Annotated in this window: 16 protein-coding genes; 10 read left to right on the top strand and 6 right to left on the bottom strand. The window is 46.1% G+C overall.

The annotated features are described in order from the left end of the window. Positions 1 to 11 precede the first annotated feature (11 nt). Together dcd and IDJ77_RS17510 are read right to left on the bottom strand one after the other, a co-directional pair. On the bottom strand, positions 12 to 548 hold the full coding sequence (gene dcd, locus IDJ77_RS17515) for a dCTP deaminase (protein WP_191190280.1): 537 nt from the start codon (positions 546 to 548) through the stop codon (positions 12 to 14). Positions 549 to 713: 165 nt separating this feature from the next. Then, positions 714 to 908 carry a hypothetical protein gene (locus IDJ77_RS17510; protein WP_191190279.1) on the bottom strand — a complete coding sequence of 65 codons (195 nt, stop codon included), beginning with the start codon at positions 906 to 908 and terminating at the stop codon, positions 714 to 716. A 547-nt stretch (positions 909 to 1,455) separates the two neighbouring features. Between IDJ77_RS17510 and IDJ77_RS17505 the strand changes: the two genes are divergently transcribed. Genes IDJ77_RS17505 through IDJ77_RS17495 form a run of 3 tightly spaced genes read left to right on the top strand, consistent with a single transcriptional unit; the run spans position 1,456 to position 3,579 of the window. Further along, the gene (locus IDJ77_RS17505) at positions 1,456 to 2,094 is read left to right on the top strand and encodes a 4'-phosphopantetheinyl transferase family protein (protein WP_191190278.1); all 639 of its coding nucleotides are present in this window, start codon (positions 1,456 to 1,458) and stop codon (positions 2,092 to 2,094) included. Between the two features lie 4 nt (positions 2,095 to 2,098). Next, a complete protein-coding gene (gene lipB / locus IDJ77_RS17500; protein WP_191190277.1) occupies positions 2,099 to 2,863 on the top strand; it encodes a lipoyl(octanoyl) transferase LipB in 765 nt (254 codons plus the stop codon). Next, complete coding sequence (locus IDJ77_RS17495) at positions 2,860 to 3,579, top strand: SGNH/GDSL hydrolase family protein (RefSeq protein ID WP_191190276.1); 720 nt, start codon at positions 2,860 to 2,862, stop codon at positions 3,577 to 3,579. The genes lipB and IDJ77_RS17495 overlap by 4 nt, the downstream gene beginning before the upstream one ends. A gap of 93 nt (positions 3,580 to 3,672) precedes the next feature. On the opposite strand, the gene IDJ77_RS17490 is transcribed toward IDJ77_RS17495, so the two are convergent. From IDJ77_RS17490 to IDJ77_RS17475, 4 genes are all read right to left on the bottom strand, one after another. Then, complete coding sequence (locus IDJ77_RS17490) at positions 3,673 to 4,974, bottom strand: aminotransferase class V-fold PLP-dependent enzyme (protein WP_191190275.1); 1,302 nt, start codon at positions 4,972 to 4,974, stop codon at positions 3,673 to 3,675. A 57-nt stretch (positions 4,975 to 5,031) separates the two neighbouring features. Further along, positions 5,032 to 5,499 (bottom strand): pyrophosphohydrolase domain-containing protein, encoded by a 468-nt coding sequence (locus IDJ77_RS17485; protein WP_191190274.1) that lies wholly within the window; start codon positions 5,497 to 5,499, stop codon positions 5,032 to 5,034. Between the two features lie 118 nt (positions 5,500 to 5,617). Further along, entirely contained in the window at positions 5,618 to 6,169 is a 552-nt protein-coding gene (locus IDJ77_RS17480) for a sugar O-acetyltransferase (RefSeq protein WP_191190273.1), read from the bottom strand. A 78-nt stretch (positions 6,170 to 6,247) separates the two neighbouring features. Further along, complete coding sequence (locus IDJ77_RS17475; protein WP_191190272.1) at positions 6,248 to 8,053, bottom strand: hypothetical protein; 1,806 nt, start codon at positions 8,051 to 8,053, stop codon at positions 6,248 to 6,250. Between the two features lie 148 nt (positions 8,054 to 8,201). On the opposite strand from IDJ77_RS17475, the gene miaB reads away from it, so the two are divergent. The 7 genes from miaB (at position 8,202) to groL (ending at position 16,109) form a co-directional block, all read left to right on the top strand. Beyond that, the gene (gene miaB, locus IDJ77_RS17470) at positions 8,202 to 9,653 is read left to right on the top strand and encodes a tRNA (N6-isopentenyl adenosine(37)-C2)-methylthiotransferase MiaB (protein WP_191190271.1); all 1,452 of its coding nucleotides are present in this window, start codon (positions 8,202 to 8,204) and stop codon (positions 9,651 to 9,653) included. A 72-nt stretch (positions 9,654 to 9,725) separates the two neighbouring features. Further along, positions 9,726 to 10,976 (top strand): sigma-54 interaction domain-containing protein, encoded by a 1,251-nt coding sequence (locus IDJ77_RS17465; protein WP_191190270.1) that lies wholly within the window; start codon positions 9,726 to 9,728, stop codon positions 10,974 to 10,976. Between the two features lie 13 nt (positions 10,977 to 10,989). Then, complete coding sequence (locus IDJ77_RS17460; RefSeq protein ID WP_191190269.1) at positions 10,990 to 11,502, top strand: LptE family protein; 513 nt, start codon at positions 10,990 to 10,992, stop codon at positions 11,500 to 11,502. A gap of 21 nt (positions 11,503 to 11,523) precedes the next feature. Beyond that, the gene (locus IDJ77_RS17455) at positions 11,524 to 13,458 is read left to right on the top strand and encodes a hypothetical protein (protein ID WP_191190268.1); all 1,935 of its coding nucleotides are present in this window, start codon (positions 11,524 to 11,526) and stop codon (positions 13,456 to 13,458) included. Between the two features lie 11 nt (positions 13,459 to 13,469). Next, positions 13,470 to 13,823, top strand: coding sequence for a preprotein translocase subunit SecG (gene secG, locus IDJ77_RS17450; RefSeq protein WP_191190267.1), 354 nt, complete (start codon positions 13,470 to 13,472; stop codon positions 13,821 to 13,823). A gap of 241 nt (positions 13,824 to 14,064) precedes the next feature. Then, positions 14,065 to 14,361, top strand: coding sequence for a co-chaperone GroES (locus tag IDJ77_RS17445; RefSeq protein ID WP_191190266.1), 297 nt, complete (start codon positions 14,065 to 14,067; stop codon positions 14,359 to 14,361). Positions 14,362 to 14,471: 110 nt separating this feature from the next. Beyond that, positions 14,472 to 16,109 carry a chaperonin GroEL gene (gene groL / locus IDJ77_RS17440; RefSeq protein WP_191190265.1) on the top strand — a complete coding sequence of 546 codons (1,638 nt, stop codon included), beginning with the start codon at positions 14,472 to 14,474 and terminating at the stop codon, positions 16,107 to 16,109. The last annotated feature ends 386 nt before the right edge of the window (positions 16,110 to 16,495 follow it).

Below are 16,495 nucleotides of genomic sequence, written 5' to 3'. Positions count from 1 at the left end.
ACCAATATACGTTAAAACTTATTCTTCCACATCATGCTTTCTACCGGGCGGGTGGTAGGCTTGTTGTATTTGGCGTTGCTTTTGGTATTGTAAAAGGTTTCTATCTCACCCTCCACTACAAAATAGATGAGCTGGCCAATAGGCATACCGGCGTAAATTTTCACCGGTTGCGCGCAGGAGATCTCCAGCGTCCAGGTGTTGCAAAAGCCTACATCGCCCTTGCCCGCAGTGGCATGGATATCTATACCCAAACGCCCCGTGCTCGATTTTCCTTCCAAAAAAGGCACATGCTGGTGTGTTTCGGTATACTCTACCGTAACGCCTAAGTACAGGGTATTGGGTTGCAGTATAAAACCATCTTTGGGAATTTCGAAACCAATAATTTCGTTGTGAAGCTTGGCATCCAGTACACGGTCTTTATAGGTAGCAAGGTGCTTCCCCAGGTGTACGTCGTAAGAATTAGTGCCCAGGCAATCGCGGTCGAAAGGTTCTATGATGATAGAGCCTTTTTCAATTTCTTCGAGGATGCGTTTGTCTGATAATATCATGTACAGGTAATGAGGCAACTAAATTATTGTTTATTGCCTTACCCGGCAAGCCTATATTCTGCACATTTAATTAACAATTGGCAAAGCAATAGCCCGAAAGCCGTAAAATAACTACGCTAAACCCAAAGGCGGGCTTTTTAATAAATAAAGGGGGTGGCGGGAGCCTTATTTTTTAAGGTCCCTTTTGATGTATTTATGGTATAAATAGTCGGCATACCCCACACTGATGTAATCCGGGAATTTCCAGTTGGGATAATACTGCCTTTTTATATACTTAAGGATACTGAAGAATATAATTCCAAATATCAGCAAAGCGGCAAGCGATAGCACTATAATGCCAAATATTACAATCGGGGTCATTAATCTATAATTTATATGCAGTTACTAATACGAAACTAATGGCATACAAGTTACAAATTACTGCATAATTAAATAACTGATTATCAATATTTATCAAATTGTTAATACAGGCAAGTAAATAGCCGCCAATTTTAAATATCAAGCGCACAACTCTAACAAATTCTCAAATGGAGAGCATTCCGGTTAATTCCCAACCTTTTCCTGGCCGGTTCTTGCGGCTTCTATTTGCTGCTTGCGGCAGCTTTCTGTTAAAGCAACGGCTATTAAAATGGCGGCGGCTATATATATTTTTTTCATTGCGATGCTTGCTAAAATATTGTTTAGTACTGGTATGACGTAAGTTACCCCGCAGGTGTTACAACCCACGGCCTTAAAAACGAATTATTATTTATCTTATCGCCTCATCCCAACCCTTCTCCAAAGGAGAAGGGCTTAATTTGAATTATAAAAGTAAGTCCTCTCCTTTGGAGAGGATATAGGTGAGGCTAAAACGAATTATTATCTTTGCCTGATATAAGTTTGTTATCCTTTTTGCAATTTTACCTTTATGGCAATAGCGTACCGACACCAGATAGACGATGATACAGAGTTTGCGCTATGGCGAATAGAGGAAGAAGCAGATGAACTGTACAAGCAACTGCAGCTGGATGAGCACGAAAAAGCTTTTACCAAACAGTTGAGCAAAAGCAAGCGCTACCTGCACTGGCTGGGTACCCGGGTATTGCTCCGCAAAATGCTGCGCACCGAAGAATATATCGATTGCAAGGTAGATAGCCACGGCAAGCCTTATTTGGTTACACTCCCTTATCATATTTCGCTGAGCCATTCGTTTGATTATGCCGCCGTAATGATCAGCAAAACCAGCCCGGTGGGGATTGATATTGAACAGATAAAACAAAAGGTGGAGCGCATTGCCAGTAAATTTATGAGCCAGGACGAACTGGCGTTTATCAGCAAAAAAAACACCATCGACCACCTGTATGTTTGCTGGTGCGCCAAGGAGTCTATTTACAAATGCTACGGGCAAAAAGAGGTGTCGTTTTTAGATAATATTTTGCTGCAGCCCTTCGCGTTTGAGGGGCATGGTATAGTAGACGCCAAACTGCAAAAGGGTGCGGTAGATATTGCCTACGAGGTAAACTACGTGAAGTACGAAGATTATATGATAGGCTACGTGAAGGGATAAGACGATGAAGAATAAAAAGGTGATACTACAGGATTGGGGCCTAACCGATTATAAAGTTGCCTGGGAGCGGCAGGAACAACTCTTTGGCGAAACGGTGAAGCTGAAAACCGAGATCCGCAATCGCCAACAGTTAGCCAATGTTGGGGTTCTGGGTTCGGATCCCAGCGGGACCGCAATTAGCAATGATTCTTTCGAAGAAACGCTCACGCCCAATTACCTGGTTTTTTGCGAACACCCGCACGTTTACACCCTCGGCAAAAGCGGCAAGGCCGAACACCTGCTGCTGGACGAAGCCGGCCTGAAAGAAAAGAACGCCGTTTATTACTCCATTAACCGGGGCGGCGACATCACCTACCACGGCCCCGGGCAACTGGTTAGCTACCCTATTTTAGACCTGGATAACTTTTTTACCGATATACACCTGTACCTGCGCACGCTGGAAGAAGCCGTTATACTTACCCTTGCCCATTATGGGCTTACCGCCGGCCGTTACCCCGGCTATACCGGCGTTTGGTTTGATGGCGATAATGATAAAGCCCGTAAGATCTGCGCTATGGGTGTGCGTTGCAGCCGCTGGGTTACCATGCACGGCCTGGCATTGAATGTAAATGCCGACCTAAACTACTTTAAAAACATAGTGCCCTGCGGCATAGACGATAAGGCGGTGACCAGTATGCAGCAGGAACTGGGGCATGAAGTAAATTTAAATGAGGTTCAAAAAATCCTTACCCAACATATTTCCGTATTGTTTGGTATGGAGATAGCATGAAGAAGATCTTAGCAACAATATTAGTAACCACTGGCCTGTTTGGTTGTAGTAAAGAAATACAATCGCCTGTAATGCCCATTAGTAACCCGATAAAACCAGCGCCTGTGTATACCGATAACATTACCTACCTAGCCCTGGGCGATAGTTATACTATTGGCGAAGCGGTAGAACTGTCGAAGTCGTACCCATACCAACTGGCTGCGCAGCTGAAACAGGCGGGCCATAACACCGCTAACCCGGATATTATTGCCCGTACCGGGTGGACCACCGGCGATCTGATCAGCGCCATTAATGCCAGCGGCACCGCAAGCAAAAAATACGACATCGTAACCCTGCTTATTGGCGTAAACAACCAGTACAGGGGCAACGGCAAAGATGTTTACCGCACCGAATTTATCCAGCTTTTAAATACAGCCATCAACTATGCCAATGGCGATAAAAAGCATGTGTTTGTAATTTCCATACCCGATTGGGGCGCAACACCTTTCGCCAACGGGTACGACCGCAATAAAATTGCAATGGATATAGATGCCTTTAACGCCATTAACAAGGCAGAAACCGATAAACAGGGTGTGGCTTATGTAGATATCACCCCCATATCTAAAAAAGCGGCAACCGATGCCAGCCTGAATGCCAGCGATGGGCTGCACCCTTCCGCGGCAATGTATAGTTTATGGGTGAATGCCATTGCGCCGGTAGTACTGAGCCAGCTGTAAAGGAACTAACGTATCAATCCGAAATCGAAAATCCGAAATGGCATAGCCCTCTTGAGCACCTAATAAAAAGAACAATAGCGAAAAATCCGAAATTTACTTCCCCTTACCCGCTATCTCCGTTAGCGCACGCACAAATTTATCCAGATCGGCGGTGGTGGTATATACATGCGGTGTTACACGCACGCAGCTGAGGTTTTGCCAAACGATGCCCACCACGTGTATTTTATAGTTGTTCCAAAGCGCGGCATCAAGCTCGCCGGGGGTCATACCATCTACACTTACGCCGCAAATGGCGCAGGAATATTGGTCTTTTAACGAGGTGTGGATCTTTACCTTAGGGATAGCCTTCGCTTTTTCGGCCCAGTAGTTTTTGAGGTAACGGATGCGCTCTTCCTTCCGTTTTGGCCCAATACCGTTGTGAAAGTTGATGGCTTCGCCAATGGCCTGCTCTATGGCAAAGCTGCGGGTACCCAGCTGTTCAAACTTGCGGATATCGGGGCTTTGCGGTTTATCGGCACAGGTAAGCGGCCAGGTTTTCTCAATATGATCTTTCCTTATCCACATCATCCCGCTGCCAATGGGCGCCGAAAGGAATTTGTGCAGGCTGGTACCAAAATAATCGCAATGCAGATCGGGGATCTTAAAATCCATCAGTCCAAAGGAATGCGCGCCATCTACCACTACCTCGATGCCTTTAGCATGCGCCATGTCGCAGATCTTGCGCACCGGCATCAGCTGCCCTACCCAGTTTACCATGTGGGTAACGTGGATGAGTTTTGTTTTTGGGGTGATGGCATCGGCGTAGGCCTTTACAATTTCCTCGTCGTTCTCTATCGGGAAGTTAAAACTGAGCTGCTTGTAAACAATGCCGTCGCGCAGGGCACGTTGCTCGTAGGCGTGCATCATGTTGGGGTAGTCGAAAATGGACCCAATAACTTCATCGCCACTTTTTAGGGTGATGCCGTAAATAATGGTATTCAGCGCTTCGGTAGCGTTGCGGTTAATGGCAATTTCTTCGGGCAGGCAACCGGCAAGTGCGGCCAGTTTCTCGCGCAGCGGCTCGCGACCCATATCCAATATGCGCCACATAAAATACGATGGGCCCTCGTTGCAAAGCGCGTTGTACCTGTCCAGCGCTTTCTGCACCACCGCAGGCGCGGGCGAAACACCGCCGTTATTCAGGTTAATAATGCTGGGGTTTACGGTGTAGGCCTGTTGTATAGTTGCCCAATAATCCTCGTCGGCGGCCACCTGCTGCGGCGTTAAATGCGCCACGCGTGCCGATGCTTTTGCAAAATTTTCGGCGTGGGCGTGGTTAAACATACTGGCGGCACCAAAGGCACCCGCCAGGGCAGTGGCTTGCTTTAAAAAAACGCGGCGGTTATTGTGGCTCATGATGAGGTGAATTTAGGGAATTAGGGCTTGAATTGCAAACACTCGCCACTATCTCACCTACAACAATATCCCACCCAAATCCGCCGGCGAGTAATTGATGGATTTCAGGGTTTTATTATCGTTGCTACGGTAAACCAAAAACAGCCCATCTTCTTCTTTGTGGTACGATTCGCTGCCGTCTTTTGCCTGGTAATGTGCAATGGTTTGCTCGGCTTCTTCTATGGTTTTGCAGGCCTTGCTCATGTTGGAGCGGTGCACCTCGTCGAACAGTGTTTTGAATTTTTCGCCCAGGCCAAACTCTAATATGGCACCTGCCAATACGTATTGGATATCGCAAAGGGCATCGGCAATTTCTACTAAATTATTATCGGCAATGGCATCCTGCAGCTCCTGTACCTCTTCGGCCAGCAGCGAAACGCGTAAAGCGCAGCGCTCTTTTGATGGGATGGCCGGGCCGCTTACCACGGGGTGTTTAAAGGTTTTATGAAATTCGGCTACCTGGTTTAAGGCGTTGGGTTCTTGCATGGGCTGGTGTTTTATTTAGGTCGGCAAGATAATAAATAAGGCTAAAATACCGAGTATCGCTCCCTTAACTTCGGCGCTCGATATTCGACATTCGTCATCCGATATTATTCTTATAGGCCTATATCGCCCTGATCACCCTGCATGGGTTACCCGCCGCGAACACACCAGCCGGGATATCTTTGGTTACCACGCTGCCCGCACCAATGGTGGTGTTGCTGCCAATGGTTACACCCGGACAAATAATGGCGCCGCCGCCCAGCCAGACATTATCGCCAATGGTGATGGGCGCGGCCAGTTCCGGTCCTTTAATGCGTTCTTCAGCAACTATGGGATGGTAAGCCGTATAAATTTGCACATAGGGGCCGCACATTACATTATCGCCGATGGTTACCATGGCGCAATCCAGTATCACGCAATTAAAATTCATGAAGAAGTTTTCGCCAACCTGTATGTGGGTGCCGTAATCGCAATAAAAGGGTGGCTGGATATCCAGCGTACTGCATTTGCCCAGCAACTGCTTCAGCACGGCAACACGCGGTTCCAGTGGCTCCGCTATCATTTGGTTGTATTGGCTCATCAGTTTGCGGGCATTATCACGCATCTCAACAAGCTGCTGGTCGCCGGCAACGTAGAGTTCGCCGTCGAGCATTTTTTGGAGTTCGGTTTTCATGGGATGGGTTTATAGTTGGAAGGTAGGAAAAAGTTTGGTTACCAAAGAAAGACAACTCACCGCTCTCCACTCACCACCCTACCCCTTCCCCTCTTTCTTCTTCTTCAAGGCTTCCTTAAACTTTTTGTCCTCTGCCTCTTTCTTCTTTTTGGCGTCCTTCAGCAGGTCTTCCTGTTCTTTTTTGGCATCGTCGGCACTTTGCTTTTTGAATTTTTCTTCCTGGGCTTTGCCTACGCCGGCGCAGGGCTTTATACCGCTGAGGATAGTTTGCCATACCGTTTTAAAGAAGGGGAAATTTGCGGGCCGGATGAACGCCACCTTTGCCGAGCGCGGCGCGTTGCTGCCATCGTCCGGGTTATCGTGCTTAATGATAAAGGCGTTTGCCAGCGTAGTGATGACGGATTTTTTGGTATAATCCTTCCGCAGCACATCTACCTGCAGGTTACTGTATAAAAATGATACCGTGCCCGTAGAGGTTTTTTGCGTGCTGTGGACGTTAAAATCCAGGCTTTTTACCCTGCCGGATGTGATCTTCACCAAGGATAGCGGCATGGTTGCCGGGTTCACTTCCGCAATATCCATAGGCCCCAAGTGGCCTTTGTAGCTGTAACCGTAAGCCGGGTCGGTCAAATTAAAATTGAAGGATAGGTTAAGCTTGCCCTTCCCCATAAAATAGCTGGTAAGACCGGCAGTAGCGATGTTGTTTTTTTGCAGCAGTTCTTTCCCATTGGTAAGGTTTAACAGGCGGGCATTAATGTTATCAAAAAATATCATCCCTGTTTTCATCGACTTTTTATTGAGTTGCCTGTAGGTTACGGCAAAGCGTTTCAGATCGAGCGTATCGATATTAAACTTTGCCTTAACTGCATTGCGGATGGCCCAATTGGGGAAGGTAACCAGTCGGTCGGTGGTTTGCAGCTTACCATTGTAATTGCTGTACACTTCAAAAAAGCCTTTGTACATAGCAAGCCTCGCCACATCCAGGTCCTGGCTTTTTTGGTAGTTCATGTAATCAAATCTGTTGAAAACGACTGAATCAACACGGAATGTAAAGCGGTCGTCTTTAACCTTATTAAAAAATGTTACGTGGTCAACAGGCTGCAGGTTAACACCGGTTACAATCAGGCGGCGCGTTTGAGTAGAAAGCTTTACCGATCTTACTTTAAAGTTATATAAACCATCTGCCGATTTACTGCTGTAGTTGTATAGCTCTGTCCTTACGTCCTTACAAAACAAAAAGCGCGAGGTATCCTTTTGCGTAGCCGAATCTATCAGCAGATTAGTGGCTTTCAGGTTTAATTCTTTTAATTGCGACACAGCAACCTTTGGCCCGGTGTAGTTTTTATATTTCAGTTTCACATCATTCAGATAGATCTCGTCTACCTTGATCAGCTCCAGCGAATTAGAGATCTTTTGCCAAAGGGTGCGCTTATCTTTTTTCGAAGTATCGGGCTTTTGGTTCGGGTGATAGCTAACTTCCACGTCCGGCGCGTTCAGGGTAATACGGCCAACATTCAGCTTCTTTTTAAAGTACAGCGTAAGCAACTGCATATGCGATACCACCAGTCGTTTTACCTGCAGTTCGTACAAGTTATTGGGCGCTGTCCCCTGCTTTTTCTTCAGGTTATACACGGCGGTATCAACGCTGAGCTTAATATCGTACAGCGTGGCTTGTCCCTTTAAAATATGCAGTTCGGTATTGCCGATATCTATGCGGTACAGGCTGTCGCTGCTTTTTAAAACCTGGCTTTTAATCTTATCAGATAATTTTGGCGCGAAGTAACTGTTGGCGAACAAGGCAATTATTAATGTAAGCCCCAGTAATGCAAGCACTACGATGAGGGTTATTTTTTGCCAGCGGTGCTGTAGAAATTTAAACGCCATTTATAGGGTAATTTATTTATGCCGAATGATGAGCCCCTGTAAAGGGCTTTGTTTTAACAACAAAATATTCATTTTGTTAGTCGCTGACAAATTGTCACATCATTATATAAAATTTTGTATTTTTGCGGTTCAATTTTTTATAATGACGATGGATTTGCTTATTCCGGATAAGGCGCATGATGAGAGCAGGCAGGGTGAGGCTTTGTTATTAGAACCTGTTGTGGGTAAAAATAACGGGCGTAAACTTTATATAGAAAGTTATGGCTGCGCCATGAATTTTTCCGACAGCGAGATAGTAGCTTCGATACTGGCCGATAGCGGGTTTGAAACCACCAGCGATTTTAACAACGCCGATGTAGTGTTTATCAATACCTGCTCTATCCGCGAAAACGCGGAAGTGCGCGTGCGTAACCGCCTCAAAGAATTTGCGGGTGCCAAATTTAAAAACCCGGGTATGGTGGTTGGTGTGTTGGGCTGCATGGCCGAGCGCTTAAAAGCCAAATTTTTAGAAGAAGAAAAACTGGTAGACGTAGTTGTAGGCCCCGATGCTTACCGCGACCTGCCAAATCTGATAGAACAGGTAGATGGCGGCCAGCGTGCGGTGAACGTATTGCTTAGTCGCGAAGAAACCTATGCCGATATCAGCCCTGTACGTTTAAACAGCAACGGCATCAACGCCTTTGTATCTATTATGCGTGGCTGCGATAATATGTGTTCGTTCTGCGTGGTACCGTTTACCCGCGGCCGCGAGCGCAGCCGCGATGCGGTTTCAATCGTAGCAGAATGTACCGATCTGTTTAACCAGGGTTACCGTGAGGTTACTTTGCTTGGGCAGAATGTTGATTCGTATAAGTGGAGTGGTCAGTTGGCAGATGGCGGTGAGCAGTTGGCAGTTGGCGATGAAGTGAAAATAGTAAACTTCGCCAACCTCTTAGAAATGGTTGCCTTAGTTAGCCCCGAATTGCGGGTTCGCTTCTCCACCTCGCATCCAAAGGATATTACCGACGAGGTGCTATACACCATTGCCAAATACGATAACATTTGCAACTACATCCATCTGCCGGTACAAAGCGGTAACAGCCGCATATTAGAGCTGATGAACCGCACGTACGACCGCGACTGGTATATCAACCGTATTGACGCCATCCGCCGCATTATCCCCGAGTGTGCCATCTCTACCGATATGATCACCGGCTTTTGCACCGAAACAGATGAGGAGCATAACGACAGCGTAAGCATGATGGATTATGTGAAATACGATTTCGCCTACATGTTTAAATACAGCGAGCGCCCGGGCACTTTAGCCGCCAAGCGCTATGCTGACGATATACCCGAGGTTGTTAAACAAGCGCGCCTGGCCGAGATCGTAGCCAAGCAGCAGCAATATTCATTCTACCGCATGCAGGCACGTTTGGGCAGGGTAGAGAAGGTGCTGATTGAAGGCTTCTCCAAAAAATCGAACAATGATTATTGCGGCCGCAGCGACCAGAACGCCATGGTGATATTCCCGGTAACAGAAGGCTACAAACCAGGCCAGTACGCAAATGTATTGGTGGAGAGAACTACATCGGCAACGTTGATAGGAAGAATAATTGATTAATTTGAGGATTTGAAAATTTGAAAATGAGCGCATCTTCAAATTTTCAAATTGCCAAATTTTCAAATGGAACAAATGGAAATACAAGAAATCAAACAACGCTTCGGTATCATTGGCAATTCGCCATTGCTTACCCGGGCAATCAATATAGCTAACCAGGTATCTCCTACGGATATTTCGGTACTCATTACCGGCGAAAGCGGGAGTGGTAAGGAGGTGTTCTCACATATCATCCACCAGATGAGTCCGCGTAAGCATGGGCCGTTCATCGCGGTTAATTGCGGGGCCATACCGGAGGGCACTATAGATTCGGAACTCTTCGGGCACGAAAAAGGCGCTTACACCGGCGCCGTTGGCGAACGTAAAGGTTACTTTGAAACCGTTAACGGAGGCACCATCTTTTTGGATGAGATTGCCGAGATGCCCTTGGGCACCCAGGCGCGTTTGTTGCGTGTTTTGGAATCGGGGCAATACATCCGCGTAGGTTCATCTAAGGTAGAGAAAACCAACGTGCGTGTTATAGCCGCTACCAATGTGGATGTATACGATGCCGTTAAGGCCGGTAAGTTCCGCGAGGATCTTTACTACCGCTTAAACACCGTACCGCTGAGGATACCGCCATTGCGCGACAGGAAGGAAGACATTTTCCTGCTGTTCCGCAAATTCACATCAGATTTTACCGATAAATACCGCACGCCGCCTATCCAGCTGGATGAGGATGCGCAGCAGGTTTTGATCAACTATACCTGGCCGGGTAACGTTCGCCAGCTGAAGAATATGGCCGAGCAACTGGCTGTTTTAGAGCGCGACCGGGTGATCACTGCCGCTACCCTGCTTACTTATATCCCGCACGAAACAAGCCGCAGTAATTTACCTATGCGCCTGGATAACCAGCCCAAAGAAGATTTCTCTGAGCGCGATATCCTGTACAAAGTACTGTTTGATATGAAGCGCGATATGGTGGAGCTGAAAAAGCTTGTTGCCGATATCATTGAGCACGGCGGGGTGAGCACCACGTACCAAAACCATTCGCAAACCCTAAATCAGCTTTACCGCGATATCGAATTGCCGTCAAACAACCATAAAGAGGCGCAATTTACCCTGCAGCAGCCGGTGAATACAAACATCGGCAATAACAATGCTGATGCCTACAACATTACGCAGGAGGCCGAGGAGGTAGAGGAATCACTATCGCTGGTAGATAAAGAATCTGACCTGATCCGCAAGGCGTTAAAAAAACACAAAGGCAAGCGCAAGCTGGCCGCAAACGAGCTGGGCATCTCAGAAAGAACCTTGTACCGTAAAATAAAAGAGCTAGATTTATAGTTATCAAAGGTATATGACCAAAAAGCTATTTTTAAGTACGGTTATGCTGGGTGCCGTAATCTGTTTATTCAATTCATGTTCGGTATCGTTAATCAGTGCCACCATCCCGCCGGAGTTAAAAACCATCAACATTCAGTATTTTGAAAACACTGCTCCGCTGGTGATAAACACGCTCAGTCAGGATTTTACCGAGGCATTGAAGAACCGTATCCGCACACAAACCAACTTGAGCATTGTTAGAGGTGGCGAGGCGGATGCCATGATGTCGGGCGCTATTACAGGTTACAGTTATGCGCCTATATCCGTGCAGGCCACCAACAATAATACCGCCCCCATTGCCGGTGCAAGCCGTTTAACCATTACTGTTAGCGTTAAGTTTACCTATAAAAAGCTTAGTTTTGACGAGTCGTTCACCAAATCGAAAGATTTTACCGGCGATATTTCTTCGCAGGAGCAACAATTGATACAGGATATTAATAAACAGTTAACCGACGATATTTTTAATAAGGCTTTCAATAATTGGTAGGCAATTTGTAGTTTTAACCACGTGGATCAAAACATAGATAACAGGCATAAGGAAATTTTGTGGGATCTGCTGGCTAATCCGGCGGAGAATGGCCAGTTATATAAGCATAATTTAGAGCGGCTGGTACAGGATAATCCGCAGAGCGGGTTACTGCAGGTGATGTATGCGCGCGCGCTGCAAACGCCGGATATCCGCAAAGCCGCGGCCTATTTTAGCCCAAAAGCGCTTCATAAACTCATGCACGATCCGGATGGCTTACTTCCCGTATCGCGCGACAGGGTGAACAAAGCATCCAACGGCGGCCAGGCTTCCGAACCCGAAAACTACTTTAACATTGGCGCTGCTGCCGAGGCTGCCGAAGTGATAAGCGATGCACCGGTTGCCGAAGCCGAAAGCTTGGTAGCGCAAAACATCGCCCCGCCTGTAGATAACTTTGCACCAACCGAGGTATTTGCCCCCGAACAAGACGAGCAGGAATTACAGCCTGTGCAGGAAGAGGAAAAAACTTTTGCCATACCAACCGAAGATTTTACAGCAGAACCCGCTCACCAAACACCGGAGCCCGAAGTACAGGACGAGCCTACTTACGACACGCCCCCGCCGGTACCGGTGCCACAGGCAGAGCAAACATACGATCAGCAAGTTTTGCAACCCGAACCTGTTTATCATTCACCCGCATCTGATGATGACGATGAGGATGCATTCGCTAATCCATGGGACCTATCGAAATTAGATGACGCGGAAGAAATAGCCGTATCAGAGCCCGAAGCTGAAAAAGTAGAGGAGCCCGTTGTTGAAACTTTACCCGAGCCGGAACCCGAGAAGGCTCCTGAACCGGAGGCTGAAAAAGCGCCCGAAGCACAAGCCGAACAGGCAACAGAACCAGTTGTTGCTGTTGCCCCGGAAGAACCCCAGATAGAAACCTACGACCATTCGCTTTCGGCGTTTGAACAGCATGCAGTTAATGAGGCCGAAGCGCCTGGATCAACCGAACCGGCGGAAGTATCTTCATTCGAAAGTTACTATCGCCCGGAAAATGTTTTTCATAGACAGGATGACATTGAGGATGAGGTTTACGACGAGATAGTAAGCATTGATGATATAGGCGTAGAAAGCCTTGGTAACAAGTTTGCCGAGGATACCGAAGCGGCACCTGCAGAAGCCGCCGAACCGGACGAAGAAGCCACTAACGTACAACAAACTTATATAGACGACGAAACCGAGAAACTGATCTACGGCAACATAGCCGCTACCGACTATTTATCCTTCGATAAAAAACTGGATGAGTTACGTGCAGGTGCAACCGGTACCGAACCTGTTGCCGAAACAACTGTACCGCAAGCGCAACCAGCGGCCGAACTTCCGGTTGCGCCCGAACCGCAGTCGCTGCCGCAAATTACCGAGGCTGCCAAAGAACCGGATATCATATCAAAATATAATGATGACACCCTGCCCTACAGCTTTATGTGGTGGCTTGATAAAACCCGGAAGGAACACGCGGGGGTTAATCAACCTTATGCAGAGCCTGTACGCTCGGAACTTCAGCAACCTGCGCTATCCGCTAATGACACTAAAAATAACGCCCCGGATGAGCTGCAGCAGCAGTATTACACCAATATCTTCAATCTTACATCGGTTAGCGGCATAGGCGAAATAGCGCCGCCGCAGATAGAGTTTGACCATAACAAAAAAGAGGATATCATTATCGAGCGCTTTATCCATACCGACCCGCAGATTAAACCATTATCGGCAGATAAGCTGGATAACGAGAACAAAGCCAAGAAAAGTTCGGAAGACCAGGATGCTATGGTGACAGAAACACTTGCCCGCATTTATGGCGACCAGATGCTATACCATAAAGCGATAGCTACTTATAAAAATTTGATGTTGAAAATTCCGGAAAAAAAGCTTTACTTTGCAGCCCAGATTGAACAGTTAGAAAAGAAAATCAATTAAATAAACAAGAAATGTACTTAGTTTTAATCATCATCACCATCATTATATGTGTCCTTTTAGGCCTTATTGTATTAATACAAAACCCTAAAGGCGGTGGTTTATCATCAAATTTTGCAGGCTCATCGCAATTAATGGGCGTACAAAAAACCGGCGATTTCCTTGAAAAAGGCACCTGGGTACTGGCTATCAGCATTATGGTGCTGTCGCTTGTTATTAACGTATCTGTTAAAGGCGGCGCGCAAAAATCAGAAGACCCTGCATTGATGGAGCAAATTAAAAAAGCTTCTAAACCAACCAGCACTACACCGCAGCAAACTGCTCCTTTGAGCGTACCTGCAGCACAACCTGCCCCGAACAAAAAATAATATATAGTAAAAAACGACTATTCATAAGGCCTTGAGAGATCAAGGCCTTTTTTGGCTTTATACCCGCCCTGACACGATGACACCAAACGTAAAACTTGCAGGTGTATGTAGTAACACTTTAACTGCAAGGCTGACAATAAAACAGAAAAGCATGCCAATGCAAGTTTATTTAGCGGCTTGGCATAATTGATGTGAAAACCATTAACGAAAACTTAAAATTATAATTTCAAATAGTATTACTATGTCATTAAACATTAAACCAAGTGCAGACAGGGTGGTTGTACAAGCCGCTGCTGCCGAAACTAAAACTGCTTCGGGCATCTACATCCCCGAGACAGCTCAGGAAAAACCACAAAAAGGTACTATAGTGGCTGTTGGCCCGGGTAAATACGCTGATATTTCGGGTACACTTATCCCGATGACCGTTAAAGTTGGTGACGAAATTCTTTATGGCAAATATGCCGGTACCGAAGTTACCGTTGATGGTAAAGAGTACCTGATCATGCGCGAATCTGATATCTACGCAGTATTTAATTAATTAGTGAATCAGCGAATGACTGAATTTTGAATAATTTAATTCAACTGTTCGGCAAACGCAATACAACATTCACTCAATCACTAATTCAATCATTCAAAATTTAAAAAACAATGGCAAAACAAGTTAAATATAATGTTGAGGCACGTGACGCTTTAAAGCGCGGTGTTGATATTTTGGCTAACGCAGTTAAAGTAACATTAGGCCCAAAGGGTCGTCACGTAATTATCGATAAAAAGTTCGGTTCACCTGCTATCACCAAAGATGGTGTAACTGTAGCTAAAGAGATCGAGCTGAAAGACCCTATCGAAAACATGGGTGCGCAAATGGTTAAAGAAGTTGCCTCTAAAACTGCTGATATTGCAGGTGATGGTACAACTACTGCTACCGTTTTGGCCCAGGCTATCGTTACCGCAGGTATTAAAAACGTTGCAGCCGGTGCAAACCCGATGGATCTGAAACGCGGTATCGATAAAGCAGTTGCTGCTGTAGTTGCCGATCTGAAAGCTCAAAAACAAGATGTTGGCGATGATTTCGGTAAGATCAAACAAGTAGCTTCTATCTCTGCTAACAACGACGAAGTTATTGGCGAGATGATTGCTGATGCGATGAAAAAAGTTGGTACTTCTGGTGTTATCACCGTTGAAGAAGCAAAAGGTACAGAGACTGAAGTTAAAACTGTAGAAGGTATGCAGTTTGATCGTGGGTACCTTTCTCCTTACTTCGTTACCAACTCTGATAAAATGGAAGTTGAGTTAGATAACCCATACATCCTTATCTACGATAAAAAGATCTCTTCGATGAAGGAATTGCTTCCTATCCTGGAGAAACAAGTACAAACAGGCAAACCATTGTTAATTATTGCTGAAGACCTTGATGGCGAAGCATTGGCTACTTTGGTTGTTAACAAGATCCGTGGCTCACTAAAAGTTGCTGCTGTAAAAGCACCAGGCTTTGGCGATCGCCGTAAGGCTATGTTAGAGGATATCGCAGTATTAACTGGCGGTACCGTTATCTCTGAAGAAAGAGGCTACAAATTAGAAAGCGCTGACCTATCAATGTTGGGCCAGGCTGAGAAAATTTCTATCGATAAAGACAACACTACCATCGTAAACGGTGATGGTGATGCCGACCTGATCAAAGGCCGTATCGGCGAGATCCGTGCGCAGATAGAAACTACTACTTCTGATTACGATAAAGAAAAATTACAAGAGCGTTTAGCTAAATTAAGCGGCGGTGTTGCAGTTCTTTACATCGGTGCTGCTTCTGAAGTAGAAATGAAAGAGAAAAAAGACCGTGTTGACGATGCTTTACATGCAACCCGTGCGGCTGTAGAAGAAGGTATCGTAGCTGGTGGTGGCGTTGCCTTCATCCGCGCGGTTGGTGCTTTAGCGGAGCTTAAAGGCGCAAACGAAGATGAGAACACTGGTATCCAGATCATCCGTCGCGCTATCGAAGAGCCACTTCGCCAGATCTGCCAAAACGCAGGTGTGGAAGGCTCTATCGTAGTACAAAAGGTTAAAGAAGGTACTGGTGACTTCGGTTACAATGCACGTACTGATGTTTACGAAAACTTAATTGGTGCCGGTGTTATCGACCCAACTAAAGTAAGCCGTGTAGCATTAGAGAACGCAGCTTCTATCGCTTCGATGCTGTTAACCACCGAGTGTGTGTTGGCCGATGATCCGGAAGACGAAAAAGGCGGCGGTATGCCACCAATGGGCGGCGGCGGCATGGGCGGCATGATGTAATCATCCCCCATAGTATCCGTACTATACATATTGAAACCCCTGTCTAATAAAATAGACAGGGGTTTTATTTTGGACACTATTTTATCCGCATAAAACCGGGTATAATAGGCTGATACTATGCTCTCATCGCTTTTTTACGGGTCGTTGTAACGCATTAGGTGAAATTTTCGTCATCATACTGTTAACGGGGTTATTAGGCACAGCGTTTGAATATCCCACAGTATTATGAAAAACCTTAAAAATAAAAAAACACAAATTCACAGCCGCATCGTTGAGTGGGTGCTGTTTAAAGGCCCGGAGCTATTCGTGGCTATCTATAGCTAATAAGCAAAATTTCCTTAATTTTGGCCCCCATCTATGGAGCTAAAAGAATTCTATCATAAATT

This window comes from Mucilaginibacter pankratovii, assembly GCF_014773265.1.
Taxonomy (GTDB): Bacteria; Bacteroidota; Bacteroidia; order Sphingobacteriales; family Sphingobacteriaceae; genus Mucilaginibacter; species Mucilaginibacter pankratovii.
The sequence above is the reverse complement of the archived record's forward strand: the minus strand, read 5'-3'. Positions and strand labels throughout refer to the sequence as shown.

What these genes read in the sequence shown, in the direction of transcription:
- IDJ77_RS17445 (WP_191190266.1), top strand. Translation starts at nt 14,065, where the DNA reads ATGTCATTAAACATTAAACCAAGTGCAGACAGGGTGGTTGTACAAGCC.
- IDJ77_RS17465 (WP_191190270.1), top strand. Translation starts at nt 9,726, where the DNA reads ATGGAAATACAAGAAATCAAACAACGCTTCGGTATCATTGGCAATTCG.
- IDJ77_RS17495 (WP_191190276.1), top strand. Translation starts at nt 2,860, where the DNA reads ATGAAGAAGATCTTAGCAACAATATTAGTAACCACTGGCCTGTTTGGT.
- IDJ77_RS17490 (WP_191190275.1), bottom strand. Translation starts at nt 4,974, where the DNA reads ATGAGCCACAATAACCGCCGCGTTTTTTTAAAGCAAGCCACTGCCCTG.
- IDJ77_RS17480 (WP_191190273.1), bottom strand. Translation starts at nt 6,169, where the DNA reads ATGAAAACCGAACTCCAAAAAATGCTCGACGGCGAACTCTACGTTGCC.
- miaB (WP_191190271.1), top strand. Translation starts at nt 8,202, where the DNA reads ATGGATTTGCTTATTCCGGATAAGGCGCATGATGAGAGCAGGCAGGGT.
- IDJ77_RS17510 (WP_191190279.1), bottom strand. Translation starts at nt 908, where the DNA reads ATGACCCCGATTGTAATATTTGGCATTATAGTGCTATCGCTTGCCGCT.
- IDJ77_RS17460 (WP_191190269.1), top strand. Translation starts at nt 10,990, where the DNA reads ATGACCAAAAAGCTATTTTTAAGTACGGTTATGCTGGGTGCCGTAATC.
- groL (WP_191190265.1), top strand. Translation starts at nt 14,472, where the DNA reads ATGGCAAAACAAGTTAAATATAATGTTGAGGCACGTGACGCTTTAAAG.
- dcd (WP_191190280.1), bottom strand. Translation starts at nt 548, where the DNA reads ATGATATTATCAGACAAACGCATCCTCGAAGAAATTGAAAAAGGCTCT.
- IDJ77_RS17505 (WP_191190278.1), top strand. Translation starts at nt 1,456, where the DNA reads ATGGCAATAGCGTACCGACACCAGATAGACGATGATACAGAGTTTGCG.
- lipB (WP_191190277.1), top strand. Translation starts at nt 2,099, where the DNA reads ATGAAGAATAAAAAGGTGATACTACAGGATTGGGGCCTAACCGATTAT.
- IDJ77_RS17485 (WP_191190274.1), bottom strand. Translation starts at nt 5,499, where the DNA reads ATGCAAGAACCCAACGCCTTAAACCAGGTAGCCGAATTTCATAAAACC.
- IDJ77_RS17475 (WP_191190272.1), bottom strand. Translation starts at nt 8,053, where the DNA reads ATGGCGTTTAAATTTCTACAGCACCGCTGGCAAAAAATAACCCTCATC.
- secG (WP_191190267.1), top strand. Translation starts at nt 13,470, where the DNA reads ATGTACTTAGTTTTAATCATCATCACCATCATTATATGTGTCCTTTTA.